18 protein-coding genes are annotated in these 19710 nt (G+C 31.0%); 13 read left to right on the top strand and 5 right to left on the bottom strand.

What is annotated here, in order from left to right:
* Window positions 1-92 precede the first annotated feature (92 nt).
* From BUE22_RS21815 to BUE22_RS21830, 4 genes are read right to left on the bottom strand one after another with little or no spacing between them, the layout of a single operon-like run.
* Window positions 93-812 (bottom strand): head GIN domain-containing protein, encoded by a 720-nt coding sequence (locus BUE22_RS21815; protein WP_073398100.1) that lies wholly within the window; start codon window positions 810-812, stop codon window positions 93-95.
* Between the two features lie 15 nt (window positions 813-827).
* Complete coding sequence (locus BUE22_RS21820) at window positions 828-1889, bottom strand: DUF4097 family beta strand repeat-containing protein (protein WP_073398101.1); 1062 nt, start codon at window positions 1887-1889, stop codon at window positions 828-830.
* A complete protein-coding gene (locus tag BUE22_RS21825) occupies window positions 1873-2409 on the bottom strand; it encodes an anti-sigma factor (RefSeq protein ID WP_073398102.1) in 537 nt (178 codons plus the stop codon). Before BUE22_RS21825 ends, BUE22_RS21820 begins: the two co-directional genes overlap by 17 nt.
* On the bottom strand, window positions 2406-2960 hold the full coding sequence (locus BUE22_RS21830; RefSeq protein ID WP_042565277.1) for an RNA polymerase sigma factor: 555 nt from the start codon (window positions 2958-2960) through the stop codon (window positions 2406-2408). Before BUE22_RS21830 ends, BUE22_RS21825 begins: the two co-directional genes overlap by 4 nt.
* Before the next feature lie 254 nt (window positions 2961-3214).
* On the opposite strand from BUE22_RS21830, the gene BUE22_RS21835 reads away from it, so the two are divergent.
* From BUE22_RS21835 to BUE22_RS21895, 13 genes are all read left to right on the top strand, one after another.
* On the top strand, window positions 3215-3907 hold the full coding sequence (locus tag BUE22_RS21835; protein ID WP_073398103.1) for a hypothetical protein: 693 nt from the start codon (window positions 3215-3217) through the stop codon (window positions 3905-3907).
* 255 nt (window positions 3908-4162) lie between these two features.
* A complete protein-coding gene (lon, locus tag BUE22_RS21840) occupies window positions 4163-6616 on the top strand; it encodes an endopeptidase La (RefSeq protein ID WP_073398104.1) in 2454 nt (817 codons plus the stop codon).
* Window positions 6617-6853: 237 nt separating this feature from the next.
* The gene (gene porQ / locus BUE22_RS21845) at window positions 6854-7873 is read left to right on the top strand and encodes a type IX secretion system protein PorQ (protein WP_073398105.1); all 1020 of its coding nucleotides are present in this window, start codon (window positions 6854-6856) and stop codon (window positions 7871-7873) included.
* Window positions 7874-7884: 11 nt separating this feature from the next.
* Window positions 7885-8484, top strand: coding sequence for a murein L,D-transpeptidase catalytic domain-containing protein (locus tag BUE22_RS21850; RefSeq protein WP_073398106.1), 600 nt, complete (start codon window positions 7885-7887; stop codon window positions 8482-8484).
* A 98-nt stretch (window positions 8485-8582) separates the two neighbouring features.
* Window positions 8583-9188, top strand: a complete 606-nt coding sequence (locus BUE22_RS21855) for a murein L,D-transpeptidase catalytic domain-containing protein (RefSeq protein WP_073398107.1) — start codon at window positions 8583-8585, stop codon at window positions 9186-9188.
* Window positions 9189-9225: 37 nt separating this feature from the next.
* A complete protein-coding gene (gene cmk / locus BUE22_RS21860; RefSeq protein WP_073398108.1) occupies window positions 9226-9918 on the top strand; it encodes a (d)CMP kinase in 693 nt (230 codons plus the stop codon).
* A gap of 68 nt (window positions 9919-9986) precedes the next feature.
* Window positions 9987-11363, top strand: coding sequence for a nucleoside permease (locus BUE22_RS21865; RefSeq protein WP_073398109.1), 1377 nt, complete (start codon window positions 9987-9989; stop codon window positions 11361-11363).
* 82 nt (window positions 11364-11445) lie between these two features.
* A complete protein-coding gene (locus tag BUE22_RS21870) occupies window positions 11446-12168 on the top strand; it encodes a hypothetical protein (RefSeq protein WP_073398110.1) in 723 nt (240 codons plus the stop codon).
* A 26-nt stretch (window positions 12169-12194) separates the two neighbouring features.
* The gene (locus BUE22_RS21875; protein ID WP_073398111.1) at window positions 12195-12551 is read left to right on the top strand and encodes a hypothetical protein; all 357 of its coding nucleotides are present in this window, start codon (window positions 12195-12197) and stop codon (window positions 12549-12551) included.
* Between the two features lie 129 nt (window positions 12552-12680).
* Window positions 12681-13013, top strand: coding sequence for a type II toxin-antitoxin system RelE/ParE family toxin (locus BUE22_RS21880; RefSeq protein ID WP_042566766.1), 333 nt, complete (start codon window positions 12681-12683; stop codon window positions 13011-13013).
* A gap of 11 nt (window positions 13014-13024) precedes the next feature.
* On the top strand, window positions 13025-13351 hold the full coding sequence (locus BUE22_RS21885) for a helix-turn-helix domain-containing protein (protein ID WP_042566767.1): 327 nt from the start codon (window positions 13025-13027) through the stop codon (window positions 13349-13351).
* 423 nt (window positions 13352-13774) lie between these two features.
* The gene (gene rpsA, locus BUE22_RS21890) at window positions 13775-15553 is read left to right on the top strand and encodes a 30S ribosomal protein S1 (RefSeq protein WP_029270489.1); all 1779 of its coding nucleotides are present in this window, start codon (window positions 13775-13777) and stop codon (window positions 15551-15553) included.
* Between the two features lie 139 nt (window positions 15554-15692).
* Window positions 15693-18284: a DUF7619 domain-containing protein gene (locus tag BUE22_RS21895; protein ID WP_073398112.1), complete on the top strand. Its 2592-nt coding sequence runs from the start codon at window positions 15693-15695 to the stop codon at window positions 18282-18284.
* Window positions 18285-18354: 70 nt separating this feature from the next.
* Here BUE22_RS21895 and BUE22_RS21900 read toward each other — a convergent pair whose 3' ends face one another.
* Window positions 18355-19524, bottom strand: coding sequence for a DUF4861 family protein (locus BUE22_RS21900; protein WP_073398113.1), 1170 nt, complete (start codon window positions 19522-19524; stop codon window positions 18355-18357).
* Between the last annotated feature and the right edge of the window lie 186 nt (window positions 19525-19710).

The following is a 19710-nucleotide window of genomic DNA, read 5'->3' on the forward strand; positions in this document are numbered from 1 at the left end:
TATAGAAAAAGCTCAATACTAAAAAGGATGATTTTGTTCGTTTTAAAACGGATTGATGATTGTAATATATTTAGTATTGAGCTTTTTTTGAATTAACCTTTTGTAATATTTCCTGATCCGGAAACTTTTACGTCACGTTTTTCAGGGTTTCCAAAATATTTAATATTTCCTGAACCTGCAACTCTGGCAGTTAAACTTCCTTCGCAGTTTACAGTACTGTTTCCAGAACCTGAAACATTGGCTTCAACAGTTTTTGATTTTAAATCTGAAGCATTTACATTTCCTGATCCCGCAAGTTTCGAAGTAAATTTATCTGCAGAACCTTTTAGAGTAACATCTCCGGAACCGCTTAAATTCAATTGAAAATCATTAGAATTGACATTCAAATTAAAGTTTCCTGAACCTGATAATTTTGCTGCAAAAGTGTCGCTTTTAATTTGATCTTTTGTTCTAACATCTCCCGAGCCGGCCAGACTTATAGCAGAAATTTTTTCAAACGGAACTGTAATTTCAATTTTAGAAGTTGGTCGGATATTGACCATTTTATCAACATAAATCTTTAAAGTATTATCTTCAACTTCAACTTTGATAACAGATAATAAATTTTCTTCTCCTTTAAGTATAATTTTTCCTTCTTTCCCCGCTACAAGATTTACATCAAAAGAACCACCAATTTTTATAGCGTCATAATCTCCTGTAGTTTTTGTTTCTGTAACCACTTTGCCATTTCCTTTTATTTTTGATGATTGTGCATTTGCAATGAACCCCATTAAAAATGCGCCGCAAACTAATAATTGAATTGATTTTTTCATTGTTTTGATTTTTGATTATTGTTTTTTGATTAATGATACACTGCCGTAATTTGAATTGACGACTACTTTATTTTGACCTTTTTTCTTGTTGAAACCACTTATTCTTTTACTGGTGCTTTTACTTTCAGTAACAGAAACATCCAGAGAATTATCGCTTTTGATATTTCCGTATCTCGTATTAATATCAAAATCAAAAGAGTAATTAGTGTCATACCCCAAGGCTACATCAGAATAAGTTGAGTTAATGTTGACATTATTTGCCTTATCTGTTATTGTTGATATATTTATTTTGCTGTAATTGGTATCCAGATTGACACTATTTGAAATTTCGGCAATATTAACCGTCAGATAATTTCCAGATCCTGAGAATGAATTTATCTTTTGAAACCTAAAGTTCCCGTAATTACAATCGTATTTTATATTTTGTCCTTCGGAAATAACCAAATCTGTATAATTTGTATCTAAATTTAAATTACCCGAATCAACGATTTTCAAACCAGAATAACGAGCTTCAATAGTTCCGTTTTTGATATAGTCAATAGTTGAGTTTTGGCAATATTCAATATGAATACGATTATTGGATCCGTTTAGCTTTCCTAAATTAACTTTACCGTATTTGCACGAAATATCAGTTGTAGATTCTAAACTCAGAATTGTAATATTACCGTACTTATTATCCAGCTTTACAGTTCCGTTTTTCGGAATTTTAATTACATAATTGATTTCAAAGCTATTGCTGCTTCCACCACTTTTTATAGAAGAATTTCCAAGTTTGGTAATCGCAGAAACCAATCCTTTTAAGGCAGTTATATCAATATCAATACTATTTAATCTTTCATTTACCCAGTTTTCATTTCCTCCCGTTACTTTTATAGTAATATCAAGATCAATTTTATCTTCATCCCAGGTACTTACAGTAATGTTTCCGTATTTATTTTCGATATCGATTCCTGCATTAGAATTTACGATATATGTTTTTTTGATATTTTTTTGTTTTGAAATTACCGTATCATCATTTGAAAACCCTAAAAAAGGAAGCAAGATGAATAAAATAAGTATGTTATAATGTTTTTTCATGAGTTGTGTTTTTTAAATTTTCATTTTCTTCGATACGCTGCAAAACCGTCTGTAAAAAGGAGATTCTGGTTTGCAGATTGCTAATCATCGCATAAATGATTTGTTTGTTTTCACCGTTTTTCTGAACTTCTTTTATGATTTTTTCATAATCAGCATCAAAAACTTTCATTTGTTTTAAAGCATCATTTATGATTTGTTCATTTTCAGGAGAACTCTTTTCTTTTAATTTAACAAGTTCATTTTCGATTAAAATATTAAAAATAGAATCTGTGCGTTTGGTTTCCTGCGATGCAAATTTGAATTCTTTTGGTTTTTCGTTATTGTTATACAAAACAGAAATCCCTAATAATAAAGCTATCGAAGCCGCAATGGCCCAACCGGCATAATTTTTTTTCTGTGGCTGTTTTTTATTCAATTTATTCAAAAAATCTACCTGATGATCAGAACTCATTTCGTGAACATCCCATTGATTCTCCAATTTTTTAAATAACTCGTCTAAATTGTCATTTTCCTTTTTCATATATCCTCTAATTTTTTTCGTAAATTTTCTTTAGCTCTGCTTAACGTAGTTCTGCAATTTGCATAACTAATGTTTAAGATTTCACTAATCTCTTCCTGATCATAACCTTCAATGTAAAAAAGCGTCAAAACCATTCGATAATTATCTTTTAAACCTGAAATAGCATCTAAAACTTGTTTCACTTTAAGTGAATTTAAATCGATATTTTCAGAAAAAAAATCATCATTTTCTTCTATTTTATAAAGTGTTTTGTTCAGGTCATCCATTTGGAAAGCATTATTTTTTTTATAAAAATCAATACTATAATTAATAATGATTTTTTTAAGCCAGGCTCCAAATGCAACTTCTTGTTTATAATCGTTAATTTTTGTAAAAGCTTTCAGGAAACCTTCCTGCATGACGTCTTGTGCAAAATGTTCGTCTTTTACAATTCTGTAAGCTACATTGTACATAGCTTTACAGTAACGATTGTAAATTTCAAATTGCGCCTTTTGATTATTTAATTTGCAAAGCGCAATTAATTCTTCGATATTTTGATTAGTTATATTCAAGTAATGGTTGCTAGTTTTTTATAATGACTTTGCTTTTTTTGGTTTGTTACAGTTTTGATTATTTTTTTAAAATTATTTTAAGTCTATTTCGATAGTAGTTCTTAAAACATACTTTATTTTTATAAGGATTAAGTTTAAAATACTGAAATATAATGTATTACGAAATTGTTTGTTTTGAAGAATTAGTTTGTTAAAAAAATGCTAAAAAAATCGTTTTTTATGTTAATTTTGGAGCACTAAAAACAAATTTAACCATGAGAAAAATTAAAAGTATTGCTTTATTGGCATTATTGATGTCAAGTTCGTTATTTATTTCTTGTTCGAATGATTCGGATAATGAAAATACTGCAGAAGCTTCAACAGGAGATTATTGGCCTACAGCAGTTAATAATCAATGGGTTCTGGATCAGAATGGAACAGAAAGTACAATGAAAATTATTAGTTCAGAAAAAGTAAATGACGACACTTACTTTAAATTCAATCAGTTTTCACTTGCTCAGGATGGAGGAGAAGGAAGCGCTACTGCTGCCATCAAAAAAGTTAAAGGAGATTATTACATTAAAATTGCTGACGTAATATACAATGCAAATGGTATTACAGGTAAAACAACTGGTTATGAATTCATTTTCTTTAAAGATTATTTAGAAGTAAATAAAACCTGGACAGGAAGTTATACACAAGAAACTTCATTTGATTTCCCGGGTGTTCCTGTAATAAAATTAAATGTTAACTATACAGGTACAATTTTAGAAAAAGGTGCAACAGCAACAGTTAATAGTGTTTCATATAAGGATGTAATTAAATTTAAATTTCTTATGGAAACAAAAATGGAAGGACAAACCGCAAGTTCTGTAACTGTAGACTATTGGGTTGCCAAAGATGTTGGTATAATTAAAATGACTTCTGGAAGTACAGTAAGCGTATTAGTTTCTTATTCTTTAAAATAATAAAGAACCATAATAAAACAAAAACCCGAAATTACTTTCGGGTTTTTTTATATCCAGGATTTTATAAAAGATAAATAAGGAAGAAAAGATAAATTTCAAAACTGACTATTTTGCATTTGGCACAATGATTGTCTATTTTTATGGCCTACGTTGTAAACGAAACACTTATTATACTTTTAACAAAAACTGTTGTATTTAAGGTTAACTTTGCAGTTAGAATTTAACTTTTAATGACAAAACGACTTATATAATATTATGTCAAATCATAAAATACTTACTATTGACAATCTGTCACTTCAAGAATTTGATTCAGAAGCAGAATTAATTCCATTATTAACTCCGGAAGACGAAGAGGAAATGAACAATGAAGAACTTCCGCTTTCGTTACCAATTTTACCTTTACGTAATACCGTTTTATTTCCGGGTGTCGTTATTCCGATTTCTGCAGGAAGAGATAAATCAATAAAATTAATTAATGATGCAAATGCCGGTGGAAAAATCATTGGAGTTGTTTCTCAAATTAATGAAGAAGACGAAGATCCATCAAAAGATGATATTCATAAAATAGGAACTGTAGCCAGAATTCTACGCGTTTTGAAAATGCCTGACGGAAATGTTACGGTTATTTTACAAGGAAAAAAACGCTTTGAAATTGACCAGGTTGTTTCAGAAGAACCTTATTTGACAGCAACTATTAAAGAAGTTGAAGAAAAACGTCCTGAAGAAAACGACAGTGAATTTACGGCTATTCTAGATTCTGTAAAAGAGTTGGCCATTCAAATTATAAAAGAAAGTCCAAACATTCCTTCAGAAGCAACTTTTGCGATTAAAAACATTGAAAGCCAATCGTTTTTAATCAATTTTGTTTCTTCAAACATGAATTTATCGGTAAAAGAAAAGCAAGATTTATTATCGATAAACGGCTTAAAAGAACGCGCGCTTGAAACTTTGCGTTACATGAATGTTGAGCTGCAAAAATTAGAATTGAAGAATGACATTCAGTCAAAAGTTCGTTTTGATTTAGATCAGCAGCAACGTGAGTATTTCCTTCATCAGCAAATGAAAACCATTCAGGAAGAATTGGGAGGCGTTTCGCAGGAAGAAGAAATGGACGAAATGGGACTGAAAGCGAAAACCAAAAAGTGGGATGAAAAAACGCAAAAACACTTCGAAAAAGAATTGTCTAAAATGCGTAGAATGAATCCGCAATCGCCGGATTTTGGTATTCAAAGAAATTATCTTGAGTTATTTTTAGAATTGCCATGGGGCGAATATTCTAAAGATAAATTTGATTTGAAATTTGCTCAGAAAATATTAGATAAAGATCATTTCGGACTTGAAGAAGTGAAGAAAAGAATGATCGAACATTTGGCTGTATTGAAACTTCGTAACGATATGAAATCGCCAATTATTTGTTTAACAGGACCTCCGGGAGTTGGTAAAACTTCTATTGGTCGTTCTGTTGCCGAAGCTTTAGGACGTGAATATGTTCGTATTTCCTTGGGTGGTTTACGTGACGAAGCAGAAATTCGCGGACACAGAAAAACCTATATTGGCGCCATGCCAGGTCGAATCATACAAAGTTTGAAAAAAGCCGGAACATCAAATCCTGTTTTTATTTTAGATGAAATAGATAAATTATCAAGTGGAAATAGCGGCGATCCGTCTTCAGCTTTATTGGAAGTTTTAGATCCGGAACAAAACAATGCTTTTTATGATAATTTCCTTGAAATGGGTTATGATTTATCTAAAGTTATGTTTATTGCCACTTCAAACAATATGTCGGCGATTCAGCCAGCATTGCGTGACAGAATGGAAGTAATTAAAATGTCAGGTTATACAATTGAAGAAAAAGTTGAAATAGCAAAAAGACATTTATTTCCAAAACAATTAGAAGCACACGGATTAACTTCGAAAGATTTGACAATTGGAAAAAAACAATTAGAGAAAATCGTAGAAGGTTATACACGTGAATCTGGTGTACGTAATCTGGAAACAAAAATTGCTCAGGTTATCCGTAACGCAGCAAAAGCTGTTGCTATGGAAGAGGAGTACAACAAAAAAGTTACAGATGAAGATATTGTAACTGTTTTGGGTGTACCAAGATTAGAGCGTGATAAATATGAAAATAATGATGTTGCCGGAGTTGTTACAGGTCTTGCCTGGACAAGTGTTGGCGGTGATATTTTATTTATAGAATCTTTAATTTCTGAAGGAAAAGGTGCTTTAACAATTACCGGAAACTTAGGAAATGTAATGAAAGAATCTGCAACAATTGCTTTGGAATATATTAAAGCAAATGCTAAAAAACTTGGCTTAGGTGTAGAATTATTTCAAAAATATAATATCCATTTACACGTTCCCGAAGGTGCAACGCCTAAAGACGGACCAAGTGCCGGTATTGCAATGTTAACGTCATTGGTTTCATTATTGACACAAAAGAAAGTGAAGAAGAGTCTTGCCATGACAGGAGAAATTACACTTCGTGGAAAAGTTTTACCTGTTGGCGGAATCAAAGAAAAAATCTTAGCTGCAAAAAGAGCAGGTATTAAAGAAATCATTTTATGTCACGAAAACAAAAGTGATATCGATGAAATTAAAGCCGAATATCTAGAAGGTTTGACTTTTCATTATGTAAAAGAAATGAGCGAAGTTCTGGCTTTGGCTTTGACGGATCAAAATGCTAAAAATGCTAAAACATTGAAATAAAAAATTTCAATTGTAAATTCCATCCCGATAGCTATCGGGATTAAAAATTCCAAATTCCAAACTTTACTTAAAGATTGGGATTTGTTTTTTTTTTTTTTTTGAATTCAATTCAATTGGAATTTGGAATTTAATTTTTGGTGTTTTTTTCAATTGGAATTTCATATAAAATTATTTTATAAGTTATATAATTTTATCTTTGTCTTTGCGTTATTCCCATATAGGAACGCCAAAAAAAATATGGTAAAACAATTTGTTTTATTTTTTATGATACTATTTTGTTCGGTTTCCTTCGGACAAATTGGTGGGCGCTACACCTATGAATTTCTAAATTTAACGACATCACCAAGACAGGCGGCATTAGGTGGTAAAACAATAACGATTTATGATGAAGATGTTAATCAGGTCATGTTTAATCCAGCTACCCTAAACCAGGATATGGACAATCATCTGGCTATGAATTATGGTAGTTATTATGGAGAAGCATCTTATGGAACTGCTTCTTATGCTTATACTTATGATCGACATGTACAAACTTTTCATGCCGGAATAAGCTATATTAACTACGGAACATTTGAAGGTTATGATGAAAATGGTCAGGCAACATCTGACTTTACTGGTAGTGAAGCAGCGTTATCGTTTGGTTATGCATACAATATACCATTTACAGATGTTCATGTTGGAGTAAATGCAAAGTTAATAACTTCAACATTAGAAAGTTATAATTCGTTTGGAGGCGCAATTGATTTAGGCTTTTTATACATAGTTGAAAAAAATGATTTAAATCTGGCACTTGTAGTTCGAAATATAGGAACTCAGTTTACAACATATTCAGGAATACAGGAAAAATTACCACTTGAAATCATTGCAGGAGTGTCGCAAGAATTAGAGCATGTGCCACTGCGCTGGCATCTTTCTTTAGAAAATTTACAACAATGGAACGTTTCCTTTTCGAATCCTGTGCGTGGTGAAACCAATATCGACGGAACAACAAGTGAAGAGAAAGTTTCCTTTGTAAATAATGCTTTAAGACATGTTGTTATTGGGGCAGAACTTTTTCCACAAAAAGCAGTTAATTTGCGTTTAGGTTACAACTTTAGAAGAGGTGAGGAATTGAGAATCAATGATCAGCGTAATTTCTCTGGTATTTCTTTGGGTTTCGGTTTAAGAATGAACCGTTTAAAATTTAATTATTCATATTCACGATACACATTAGCGGGTAATTCGAGTCTTTTTGGACTAATCATAAACTTTCAATAATTAGGTAATTTATGAAGCTATTTTATTTGATTCTTTTTGTTACTGCAGGTTTTTTTAATACCTCAAAATTAAATTTTAAAAATGAAAACATGACTGATGCCGAAATCGAAAGATTTAATAATCAGTTAAATGAAATTAAGGAAGTGATTAGTACTGATTCGAAGTACAGTAAAAAGATCGCCTTTTTAGTTGACATGAGAATAAAGTCAGGTAAAAATCGTTTTTTTGTTTACGATCTGGTAAACAATAAAATTCTTGACCAGGGACTTGTAGCACACGGATCAGGTTCTGAAACTCCGGTTAGAGGAGAATTAAAATTTAGCAATGAACCAAATTCTAACTGTACCGCATTAGGCAGATATTCGATCGAAAAATGTTATAAAGGGATTTTTGGAAAAGCTTACAGACTAAACGGATTAGATGAGACCAATAGCAATGCTTTAAAAAGAGCGATAGTTTTACATCATTATTCTGCAGTTCCAGAGGAAGAACAAGATTATTATATATCACGCAGCAAAGGCTGTCCAATGGTTAATGAACAATTTTTTAAAAGAATAGAAAAAATAATTGATAATTCTAAATCGAAAATAGTTTTAGATATTTATTATTAAAATTTTATTCGTTTGGATAAAATAAAACTCACATAAATCTTTTATGATCTAAAACAGTTTTTTGTTTTAGATCATAAAAGATTTTTTTTGCAATTTCTATGAAAAAGCTCTTCGTTATCTTGTTTTTTATATTGTTGGCATTTATTGCTTACAGGTTTATCTATAAGGATGTTAAACCTGATTCTGATGTAGCAACGAACAACAGAATCAATTCTCATGTTAATAAAATAAAAAAGATAATCAGTAATGATCCTAAGTATAATAAGGATGTTGCCTTTTTTATAGATATGAAAATACCATCAGGCAAAAATCGATTTTTTGTTTATGATTTAAAAACAGATAAAATTATAGACAAGGGATTGGTCGCTCACGGCTCTGGCTCTGAAACTGGAGTAAAAGGAAAACTTCAATTTAGCAATGTACCTAATTCGTTAAGTACTTCATTAGGAAAATATTCAATTGGAAATCATTACAAAGGTAAGTTTGGAAAGGCTTATAAATTATATGGATTAGATTCTACTAACAATAATGCCTTCAAACGAGATATTGTTTTTCATTATTATTACGATGTTCCATATAACGAGAAAGATGGCTACATTTGCAACAGTTATGGCTGTCCAATGGTCAATAAAAGATACTTTGAAAGAATAGCCAAAATAATTGATGCATCAGAATCTAATATTTTGATGTGTATTTATTATTGAAAAGCTCTTAAAATAATAAAAACTAAAACATAAAACATTGAAAAAGATTACTATTGCTATCGACGGATTTTCATCAACAGGAAAAAGCACTTTGGCAAAACAATTGGCAAAAGAACTTGAATATGTATATGTAGATACCGGAGCAATGTACCGCGCTGTGGCTTATTTTGCAATGCAGCATGAGTTTATTGGTGCTGATTTTTTTGACAAAGCAGCTTTGATTGAATCTTTACCAAAAATTCAATTAGAGTTTAGATACAATGCTGATTTAGGTTTTGCTGAGATGTATTTAAATGGTGAAAATGTCGAAAAACCAATTAGAACAATTGAGGTTTCCAGTTTTGTAAGCAAAGTAGCCGAAGTTTCTGAAGTACGCACCAAATTAGTTGAACAACAACAGGAAATGGGAACTAACAAAGCTATCGTGATGGATGGCAGGGATATAGGAACTGTAGTTTTTCCAAATGCAGAACTTAAAATATTCATGACTGCCAGTGCCGAAACCCGCGCGCAAAGACGTTTTTATGAATTACAGCAAAAAGGAGACAATGTTTCTTATGAAGATGTTTTAAAAAATGTAGTAGAAAGAGATTATATAGATACACACCGCGAAGATTCTCCTTTAATTATTGCAGATGATGCAATTGAAATAGATAATTCTTACTTAAGCAGAGAAGAACAATTTGCTGCTGTTTTAGAATTAATAAATGACGTTGTTAAAACAGTTTAATTTTTTGTAGATATCATTTTTAATGGTAGTTTTACCGCTTCATTTATTTCTAAAGACAAATTCATCATATGGGCATTAAAAACAGGTTGATTATAATGAGCTTTCTTCAATTTTTTGTTTGGGGAGCCTGGCTTATAACAATTGGAAATTATTGGTTTGGAACTAAAAATTGGGAAGGAACTCAATTTGGTCTTGTTTTCGGAACTATGGGAATTGCTTCTTTATTTATGCCTACTTTGACCGGAATTATTGCTGACAGATGGGTAAATGCCGAAAAATTATATGGTTATTTGCATATAACATATGCTTTAGTTTTATTTGGTATTGCACAAGTTACAACTCCTGATAATTTTATTTATGTAATGCTTGCAGCAATGTGTTGCTATATGCCCACAATTGCATTGAGTAATTCAATTTCATATACTTCATTAAAATTAAATAATAAAAACATTGTAAAAGATTTTCCGCCAATTCGTGTTTGGGGAACTATTGGTTTTATTGCCGCAATGTGGATTACCAATTTAAGTGGAAGTAAAGCCACAGAATATCAATTTTATATTGCAGGAATTGGAGCTTTAATTCTTGGAATTTATGCTTTTACATTGCCAAAATGTGAGCCACAAAGATTGACCAAAGAAGATGCTTCATTAACAGAAACATTAGGTTTAGAAGCTTTTAAGTTATTTGGAAACTATAAAATGGCTTTGTTTTTTGTTTTTTCTATGTTTTTAGGAGGGGCTTTGCAATTAACAAATGCTTACGGAGATGTATTTCTGGATGAGTTTAAACATTTTCCAAAATATGCAGATTCTTTCGTAATTAAATATTCGACGATTATTATGTCGATTTCACAGGTTTCTGAAACCTTGTTTATTCTGGCAATTCCGTTTTTCTTACGACGTTTCGGAATCAAACAGGTAATGCTTATTAGTATGCTTGCGTGGGTTTTACGTTTCGGATTATTTGCCTTTGGAGATCCTGTAACAGGTTTATGGATGATTATCTTGTCATGTATCGTTTACGGGATGGCATTTGACTTCTTTAATATTTCAGGTTCGTTATTCGTAGAAAGCAATACCGATTCTAAAATACGTTCATCAGCACAAGGATTATTTATGATGATGACCAATGGAGTAGGAGCAGTTTTAGGAAGTTTAACCTCAGGTTGGGCAATTGATCGTTTCTTTACAAAATCGTTTTCAAATACAAGTGAATTAGCCGGATTTTTACAAACAGATTCTTCAAACTCAAAAATGTTAGAGTTTGTAAAAAGTCAGGGAAATTCAATTTCTACAGATGGAGTTTTTGCAAATCCAATTTTAATGAAAGACTGGCATACCATCTGGCTGTCATTTGCAGCTTACGCTTTAGTAATTGCGATTGCTTTTGCTATTTTATTTAAACATAAACATGATCCGAAAGAAATAGAAAATTTGAGTCATTAAGATTATTTCATTTTATAAAGAACCCGACAAATTTTAAATTCTGTCGGGTTTCTTCTTTTATTATTTTATCATATATTTAAAAATGCAAAATCAGATAAAAAAATCACTACCGCCGTTCAAAGCTGTTACTTCGAAACCAATGGTATTTATTAATGTTTTACTAGGGCTTTTTGGAGTGTTTTTTCTTTTATTCTTTCTGGCAGGAATAATTTTTATAATGACTAATTCTTCTGATGAAACCGGATTGGATGAAATTGCTACGGTTGCTTTTTTTTTGATATTTCTATTTGCTTTAGTAAGTTTTTCGGCATTGCTATTTTATTATAAAAAAAGAATGTACACCACAACTATAATTGATGAAAAAGGAATTCGCTATCTAAATAAATTCAATAATGTTATTATAAAAGATTTACCGTGGAATTGTTTCGCTAAAAAAGAAAAAGTTGAATACATTTTGGAACCACCAAAATATGATGTTAGTTCAAATACGCCTATGAAAGCAGTATTTGATCAGTTTTATTGGCCGGTTTTAATTAACGATAAAGTTATGGTTCATAATGATGCTTTTTTAGGGAAACACTTTTTTGCAATGATTTATTCTAACCGGTTGGAATTGATTAGGACTTTTGTTTTAGGAACAGCGCATTACAGACCTGATATTACTATAGATCCCGCAATTTTTGTTAAGCATTATATTGATCCTGAAAACTATCTGATTAATTATCGTCAACGAAGGCAAATTCAATTTTTTGGATTTTTATTTTGTGTTTTAATTTTGGTAATTTTATACTTTGTAGTTTATTGATTTTAATTGTTTTAAAATTTTAAGTCATGATAAAGCAAATATTAGGTGTTATACTTGGGTATGCTATTTTTGTAATTAGTTCTATATTTCTTTTTAAATTTTCAGGAGTTAACCCGCATGAAGATGTTTCGAAGTTATTTATGGTTTTGACATTTGTTTACGGAACTTTTTTTTCGTTTATAAGTGGGCTAGTTGCTCAATTAATTTCAAAGGCGAGAAACTTAAAAGTTAATTATGTGCTTTTTATTATCATGGCTGGTTTTGCTGCTTTTTCACTTTTTAAATCGAGTGGTAGTTCCTGGACGCAATTGCTGGCAATTTTTGTTTTTGCACCTGTTTCTGTTTTGGGAGGTTTTTTTTGGATTAAGAGAGATAAGAAATAATCTATTATCTTTGTTCTCGTTCAGGCTTTGATAACAAGTATTTGAACAAAGAATATTAATAAATATAAAATACCACAAAAGTTTCTAAATTTAGAAACTTTTGTGGTATTTTTGTTATATGCAATTTGAATGAAATATTTTGAAACAAAATTTTTAGAAGAGGCTGATGAGTTTATATCAAAACTTGATAGAAAAATAATTAATAAATTATTTTATAATATTGATTTGGCAGAGAAAAGTCATGATCCAAGATTATTTAAAAAATTGAAAGATGAGATTTGGGAATTTAGAGTGAGATTTGGAGGTACTCAAATTAGGCTATTAGCATTTTGGGATAAAACGGATAATAAACAAACTTTAGTTTTTGCAACTCATGGCTTTTTCAAAAAGGTGGATAAAATTCCAACTGACGAGATTGAAAGAGCAAATAAAATAAGGATTCGCTATTTGCAAGATAAGTAAAAAACAAAATTATGGAAAAGAAAATAATTAAGTCGTACTCTCTTTCTGAAATGAAAGATAAATATATTGGTATAGTTGGTACACCTGATAGAGATCAATATGAATATGAACTTCGTATGGATATTTTAGGAAGAATGATCAAGACCGCAAGAAAAGAAAGAAACCTTACTCAAGAGCAATTAGGAGAATTAATTGGTGTGAAAAAAGCACAAATTTCTAAATTGGAAACTAGTGCAAATAGCGCAACAATTGATACTATAATTAAGGTTTTCAAAGCACTAAAAGCTGAAATTAGTTTTAATGTGAAAATAGAAAATCAGAATTTGCAGGTTTCGTAAAACTTTGTAAAAGTTTAAAACTTTGACAAAGATAGTTGCGCATAGTAAACCCGACAGTCCCGAAGCCTCGGGATAAAACCTGTCGGGTTTGTCAATAAGGAAGGGTTGGGTTTTTTAAAAACACTAAAACCTCTAATCTAGCCCCGATAGAGCGGATATCCTTTTATGGTGGCGTTCACCATAAAAGATAGGAGCGAAAGCGGGACTGAACGTCTTGAAAAACCTGAAATCTTCTGCTCCTGAATAATTGATTGATTATCATTTGGTTTTATTTTGCCATTACAAATAAATGTATTAATTTTGCAGTCCTTTTGGCAAAGAAGAGTTTCCTTTAGGTATCAACTATTTATGTAAAACAACTTCTGTTTTTTCTACTGCATTAAGAAACTCGAGAAATACAGAATACAAATTTTTTATCAGAGCATGTCTGAACAATTAAAATCACAAGAAGAGTTTTTAGCAAATTTTAACTGGCATAACTTCCAAGAAGGAATTGATGCAGTAGATGAGAAAAACTTACAAGAATTCGAAGAACTAGTTTCAAAAACTTTCATCGCTACAGACCAAGAAGAAGTAGTTGAAGGTGTAGTTGTTAGAATTACAGATAGAGACGTTATCGTTGATATCAACGCAAAATCGGAAGGTGTTATTTCTTTAAACGAATTCCGTTACAACCCAAACTTAAAAGTTGGTGACAAAGTAGAAGTATTAATCGACATCCGTGAGGATAAAACAGGTCAATTAGTATTATCTCACAGAAAAGCACGTACTATTAAATCATGGGATAGAGTTATTTCTGCAAACGAAACAGGAGAAATCGTTAATGGTTTTGTAAAATGCAGAACTAAAGGTGGTATGATCGTTGACGTTTTTGGAATTGAAGCTTTCTTACCTGGTTCTCAAATTGACGTTAAGCCAATTAGAGACTACGATGTATATGTAAACAAAATGATGGAATTCAAAGTGGTAAAAATTAACCACGAATTCAAAAACGTTGTTGTATCTCATAAAGCGCTTATCGAAGCTGATATCGAAGTACAGAAAAAAGAAATCATCGGTCAATTACAAAAAGGACAAGTATTAGAAGGTGTTGTTAAAAACATTACTTCTTATGGTGTGTTCATTGACTTAGGTGGTGTTGACGGATTAATTCACATTACTGACCTTTCTTGGAGTAGAATCAACCACCCAAGTGAAGTTCTTGAATTAGACCAAAAATTAAACGTTGTAATCCTTGATTTCGATGATGAGAAAACAAGAATTCAATTAGGATTGAAACAATTAAACGCTCACCCATGGGATGCTTTAGATGCTAATTTAACTATTGGTGATAAAGTAAAAGGTAAAGTAGTTGTAATCGCTGATTACGGTGCATTTATCGAAGTTGCTGAAGGTGTTGAAGGTTTAATCCACGTTTCTGAAATGTCATGGTCAACTCATTTACGTTCTGCTCAGGATTTCGTAAAAGTTGGAGATGTTGTTGAGGCTGTTATCTTAACTTTAGATAGAGATGACCGTAAAATGTCATTAGGTATCAAACAATTGACTCAAGATCCATGGACTGACATCACTTCTAAATACCCAGTAGGTTCTAAACATACAGGTATCGTTAGAAACTTTACAAACTTTGGTATTTTCGTAGAATTAGAAGAAGGAATTGATGGATTAATTTACATCTCTGACTTATCTTGGACTAAGAAAATCAAACACCCATCTGAATTTGTAAATGTTGGTGAGAAACTTGATGTAGTTGTATTAGAATTAGATGTTGAAGGACGTAAATTATCTTTAGGTCACAAACAAACTACTGCTAATCCTTGGGATCAATACGAAGATTCTTTCGCTGTAGGAACTATCCACAATGGTGAAATTTCTGAAATCGTTGACAAAGGAGCTACTGTAGAATTCGGAGATGATATCGTTGCTTTCATTCCTACTCGTCACCTTGAAAAAGAAGACGGAAAGAAATTGAAAAAAGGTGATACTGCTGATTTCAAAGTTATCGAATTCAACAAAGAATTCAAAAGAGTAGTTGCTTCTCACACTGCTATCTTCCGTGAAGAAGAAGAGAAAAACGTGAAAGCTGCAACTGAAAATACTTCATCTAACTCTACTACAAATGCACCAGCTGCAACTTTAGGAGATAACAATGATGTATTAGCTGCATTAAAAGCTAAAATGGAAAAAACTGAGAAAAAATAATTCTTAAGTTTCCTCTAAATAGAAAGTCTCACAGCAATGTGGGACTTTTTTTTGTTCTTTGTTTTTAGATTTAAGAGATTTTAACAAATAAAGTTGTGTTATTCTCTTAAAAAGTTATTTTTGTAATAAAATTCTATATATGAAGAAACTCTACTTTTTGGCTTTTGCTTTATGCTTTTTGAATAGTTTGAATGCACAGGTTATTAATATTCCAGACAATAATCTTAAAATGAAGTTGATATCATTAAATATTGATACAAACTCAAATTTTCAAATTGAAACTTCTGAAGCACTAAATTTAAAATTTTTAGACATTAGTAATTCAAATATTAATTCTTTACAAGGATTAGAGAACTTTACAAATCTTGAGTATTTGAATTGTAGCAACAATCCAATATTTAATTCAATTGATTTTAATCTACTTCAAAAACTCACTTATTTAAACTATTCTTTTATTCAAAGTACTACGTACTTTAATATTGTAAATTCAAACCTTACGACATTAATACTTGATGGATCATCAAATTTAAAAGAAGTTCAATGTACAGGTAATAAGAACCTAACGTCATTAAGTATTAGCGGTGCAGTAAATATGACAGATCTTTGGTGTTCTAACAATAAGTTGGCATCCCTGGATTTAAATGGGTTAACAGCTCTTAAAAATGTGCAATGTCAAGGTAATCAATTACAAACATTAGATGCAGGCAATTTAATCAATCTTAAAAGTTTAAGTTGTGGAGGAAATCTATTAAGCAAACTAAACATTACCGGATCAACAAGTCTAACTAGTGTATCTTGTCAAATTAATAAATTGCTTAAATTAAACGTAAGCGGTTTGATAAACTTAGTAAATTTAACATGTTTTTCAAATCAATTAATGGAATTAAATGTAAATGGATTGGTTAATCTTAAAGAGTTATACTGCGATGGAAATTATATTCCGTCGCTAAATTTAGATGGTTTAGTTAATCTTGAGTGGTTAAATTGTACAGATAATCAATTAAAAACACTAACCGTAAATGGATTAATAAATCTTAAGGGGATAAAATGTGGTTATAATCAATTAGCTTCGTTGAATTTAAACGGATTAACAAATCTTTTAAATCTTGAATGCTATCATAACCAATTGAGTACACTAGACTTAAGTGATTTAAATAAAATAGAACAATTTAGCTGCTATCAAAATGAGCTTACCTCATTATTTATCAGAAACGGAAGCAATGAGGGAAAAACTTTAGATTTCTCGCAAAATCCTAATTTACAATACGTTTGTGCAGACGAGAGTCAGTTAGTAGATGTTCAAAGCCTAATTACTAAATACGGTTATAGTAATTGCAATTTAAATTCTTATTGCTCGTTTAAGCCAATTGGAACCTACTATACTATTCAGGGAATTAATAAATTTGACTTAAATAATAATGGTTGCGATGGTTCAGATTTAAGTCTTCCAAATTTAAAATTTAGCTTATCAGATGGAACTAATAACGCCAGCATAATAGCTAATGTAAATGGTGATTATTCAATTTACTTACCAGTTGGTTCTCATACAATAACTCCGGTTTTAGAAAACCCAGCTTATTTTAACATTTCGCCAACGGATTTCAATGTTACTTTTCCGGGACAAATAAGCCCGCTAGAACAAAATTTTTGTATAACTGCAAATGGTAGCCATCCCGATTTAGAGGTTTCAATTTTACCAATTACTGCGGCTATACCCGGATTTAATTCTTCATATAAAATTATTTACAAAAACAAAGGAAATACAACACAATCAGGTGTTGTAAATTTAGCTTTTGATGATGCTGTTTTAGATTTGGTTACCACAAATCCTGTTGCGACTCAAGCATTAAATAATTTATCGTGGAACTTTAGTAATCTAAAACCTTTTGAATCTGCAGAAATCATTTTTACATTTAAAGTAAATACTCCAACCGCTGTTCCGCCGGTAAATAATGGAGATGTTTTGTCATTTAAAGCATCCATAGTGTCTGCCTTTACAGATGACACACCTTTAGATAATAATTTTACCTTGAATCAAACAGTTGTAGGTTCTTATGATCCAAACGATAAAACTTGTTTAGAAGGTTCAATTATTACATCTAGTCTAATAGGTGAATACGTTCATTATATAATTCGTTTTGAAAATACAGGAACATATCCGGCACAAAATATCGTTGTAAAGGACATGATTGATTTAAATAAATTTGATATTTCAACTTTAATTCCAACAAGTTCAACCCACCCTTTTGTAACCAAAATTTCAGATGGAAATAAAGTAGAATTCATTTTCGAAAATATCAATCTCCCTTTTGATGATGCAACTAATGATGGTTATATTGCTTTTAAAATTAAGACCAAACCGACACTCGTTGTTGGAGATTCATTCACCAATGATGCTAATATTTATTTTGATTATAATTTTCCGATTTTAACTAATAAAGCCATTTCAACTTTTAAAACTGTTAGTAATCTGGGGACCCAGGATTTCGAGTTTTCGAATTATTTTACCTTGTATCCAAATCCGGTTAAAGATGTTTTAAATATTACTGCAACTCAAAGTATAGAAATACAATCATTAGCTATTTATGATATTTTAGGACAGTTGGTTATCGCTGTTCCAAATGCAAAATCAGTTTCTAATATTGATGTTTCAAAACTTAGAACAGGTAATTACTTTGTAAAAGTGAAATCAGATAAAGGAAGTTCAAGCATGAAATTTATCAAACAATAAATAACTTCTTCTAAATAAAAAGTCCCACAATGTGGGACTTTTTTTACTCGTTTCTAAAAAATGTTTTAGATTACTTCTTTACTTTCACAACAAGTGGATTATTAATCTTTTTAGCAAAAGAACTCAAATACGTTTCCCATTCTGTTTTGGTTTGAAATGGACTTCCTTTTTTCCATCCAAAACCAACAAAATAGATTGCTTTATTGTTTTTTACTTTTAAGTTTCCATACAAATTACTTAAGTCTTTATCATTGGTAAGATAATTATCAAAACTTGTTAGAGTATTTTTTGGCGCAACTAATCCAGTTCCAATTTCAGAATCGTCAATTGGTTCCCAATGACTTAACCAGCCTTCTTTTATGTTTGTACCGATAGTTCCTTTTTTATCATGAAGTGTTAACCCTGCAGCAATTGTTTTGGTTCCTGTAATTGAAATTTCAAATCGGGATAAATAGCTTCCATAATCCAGACTAATTAATTTAGATTCAGTTATTTTATTTCCTTTTGCATCCCAATCGGCATAAGTTAGAATAAAACTGGTTCTGATTGGGCCAGTTGTAATAGTTTTCCAGCTGATGAAATTCTTAGAAAAATAATATTTATTGTCAACTTTCACGGCTATTCCGCCAACGCCACGACTGTTTCCAACATGAAAATTATCCAAACCTTCGCCAGTATCTTTATGATAAGTTCCTGTTCCGTTAGTGGCTTTTTCATACCATTTATTAATAATAGGATAATCGACTCTCTTTAACCAAGCGTCAATTCCGCTGGTCAGAGTTCCGCCTTCAATCTTATTTTCAACCATTTGTTGTGCTACAGGACCATAAGTTCTAAAAGCAACTTTGTTGTTTTCCCAAGCATAATCGTCTGTTCTTTCAGGAACAAATCTCGAATAGCAAATACTATTTTTTGCTGCTGATGTATTTTTTGTCGGAACAATTTCAAAATCTTTTTGAGAAGAAGCATTTACTTTCGGCTGAAATAATAAAACATCCATTGTTCCGTCGCCATCGTTATCTACAGCTTGACTTTCGAGAAATAAATTACTATTTTTTTCCTTTATGGCAAGTTCTTCCAGTTTTGCAGAATCGGGTAATCCGAGTGATTTTTTTGTGAGTTCAACAGTTTCAAATTCCCTCTCAATATTGAGAGAATTTATCACGGTTATAATTTTGTTTTGAGAATGGGCGACAAAATTACTTGCCAGAATTACGGTGAGTAAAAGATACTTTTTCAATTTTTTGTGGTTTAATTTTCGTTAGAAAGTTTTAGTGTCATGAATTGCTTATGACTTTCTAAAATTACAAATCAAACTTTAGATATAAATACAAATATGGTATAAAAATGTACAAAAAATTAATTTTAGCAGTTAATATAAAAACCTATTTATTGTATTTAATATTCTGTATTGTAGTGTTTTAAA

Source organism: Flavobacterium pectinovorum (assembly GCF_900142715.1).
Lineage (GTDB): Bacteria > Bacteroidota > Bacteroidia > Flavobacteriales > Flavobacteriaceae > Flavobacterium > Flavobacterium pectinovorum.

Excerpts from the sequence above, each read along its gene's own strand:
- BUE22_RS21815 (WP_073398100.1), bottom strand. The coding sequence starts at position 812 with ATGAAAAAATCAATTCAATTATTAGTTTGCGGCGCATTTTTAATGGGG.
- BUE22_RS21820 (WP_073398101.1), bottom strand. The coding sequence starts at position 1,889 with ATGAAAAAACATTATAACATACTTATTTTATTCATCTTGCTTCCTTTT.
- BUE22_RS21825 (WP_073398102.1), bottom strand. The coding sequence starts at position 2,409 with ATGAAAAAGGAAAATGACAATTTAGACGAGTTATTTAAAAAATTGGAG.
- BUE22_RS21835 (WP_073398103.1), top strand. The coding sequence starts at position 3,215 with ATGAGAAAAATTAAAAGTATTGCTTTATTGGCATTATTGATGTCAAGT.
- lon (WP_073398104.1), top strand. The coding sequence starts at position 4,163 with ATGTCAAATCATAAAATACTTACTATTGACAATCTGTCACTTCAAGAA.
- porQ (WP_073398105.1), top strand. The coding sequence starts at position 6,854 with ATGGTAAAACAATTTGTTTTATTTTTTATGATACTATTTTGTTCGGTT.
- BUE22_RS21850 (WP_073398106.1), top strand. The coding sequence starts at position 7,885 with ATGAAGCTATTTTATTTGATTCTTTTTGTTACTGCAGGTTTTTTTAAT.
- BUE22_RS21855 (WP_073398107.1), top strand. The coding sequence starts at position 8,583 with ATGAAAAAGCTCTTCGTTATCTTGTTTTTTATATTGTTGGCATTTATT.
- BUE22_RS21865 (WP_073398109.1), top strand. The coding sequence starts at position 9,987 with ATGGGCATTAAAAACAGGTTGATTATAATGAGCTTTCTTCAATTTTTT.
- BUE22_RS21870 (WP_073398110.1), top strand. The coding sequence starts at position 11,446 with ATGCAAAATCAGATAAAAAAATCACTACCGCCGTTCAAAGCTGTTACT.
- BUE22_RS21875 (WP_073398111.1), top strand. The coding sequence starts at position 12,195 with ATGATAAAGCAAATATTAGGTGTTATACTTGGGTATGCTATTTTTGTA.
- BUE22_RS21880 (WP_042566766.1), top strand. The coding sequence starts at position 12,681 with ATGAAATATTTTGAAACAAAATTTTTAGAAGAGGCTGATGAGTTTATA.
- BUE22_RS21885 (WP_042566767.1), top strand. The coding sequence starts at position 13,025 with ATGGAAAAGAAAATAATTAAGTCGTACTCTCTTTCTGAAATGAAAGAT.
- rpsA (WP_029270489.1), top strand. The coding sequence starts at position 13,775 with ATGTCTGAACAATTAAAATCACAAGAAGAGTTTTTAGCAAATTTTAAC.
- BUE22_RS21895 (WP_073398112.1), top strand. The coding sequence starts at position 15,693 with ATGAAGAAACTCTACTTTTTGGCTTTTGCTTTATGCTTTTTGAATAGT.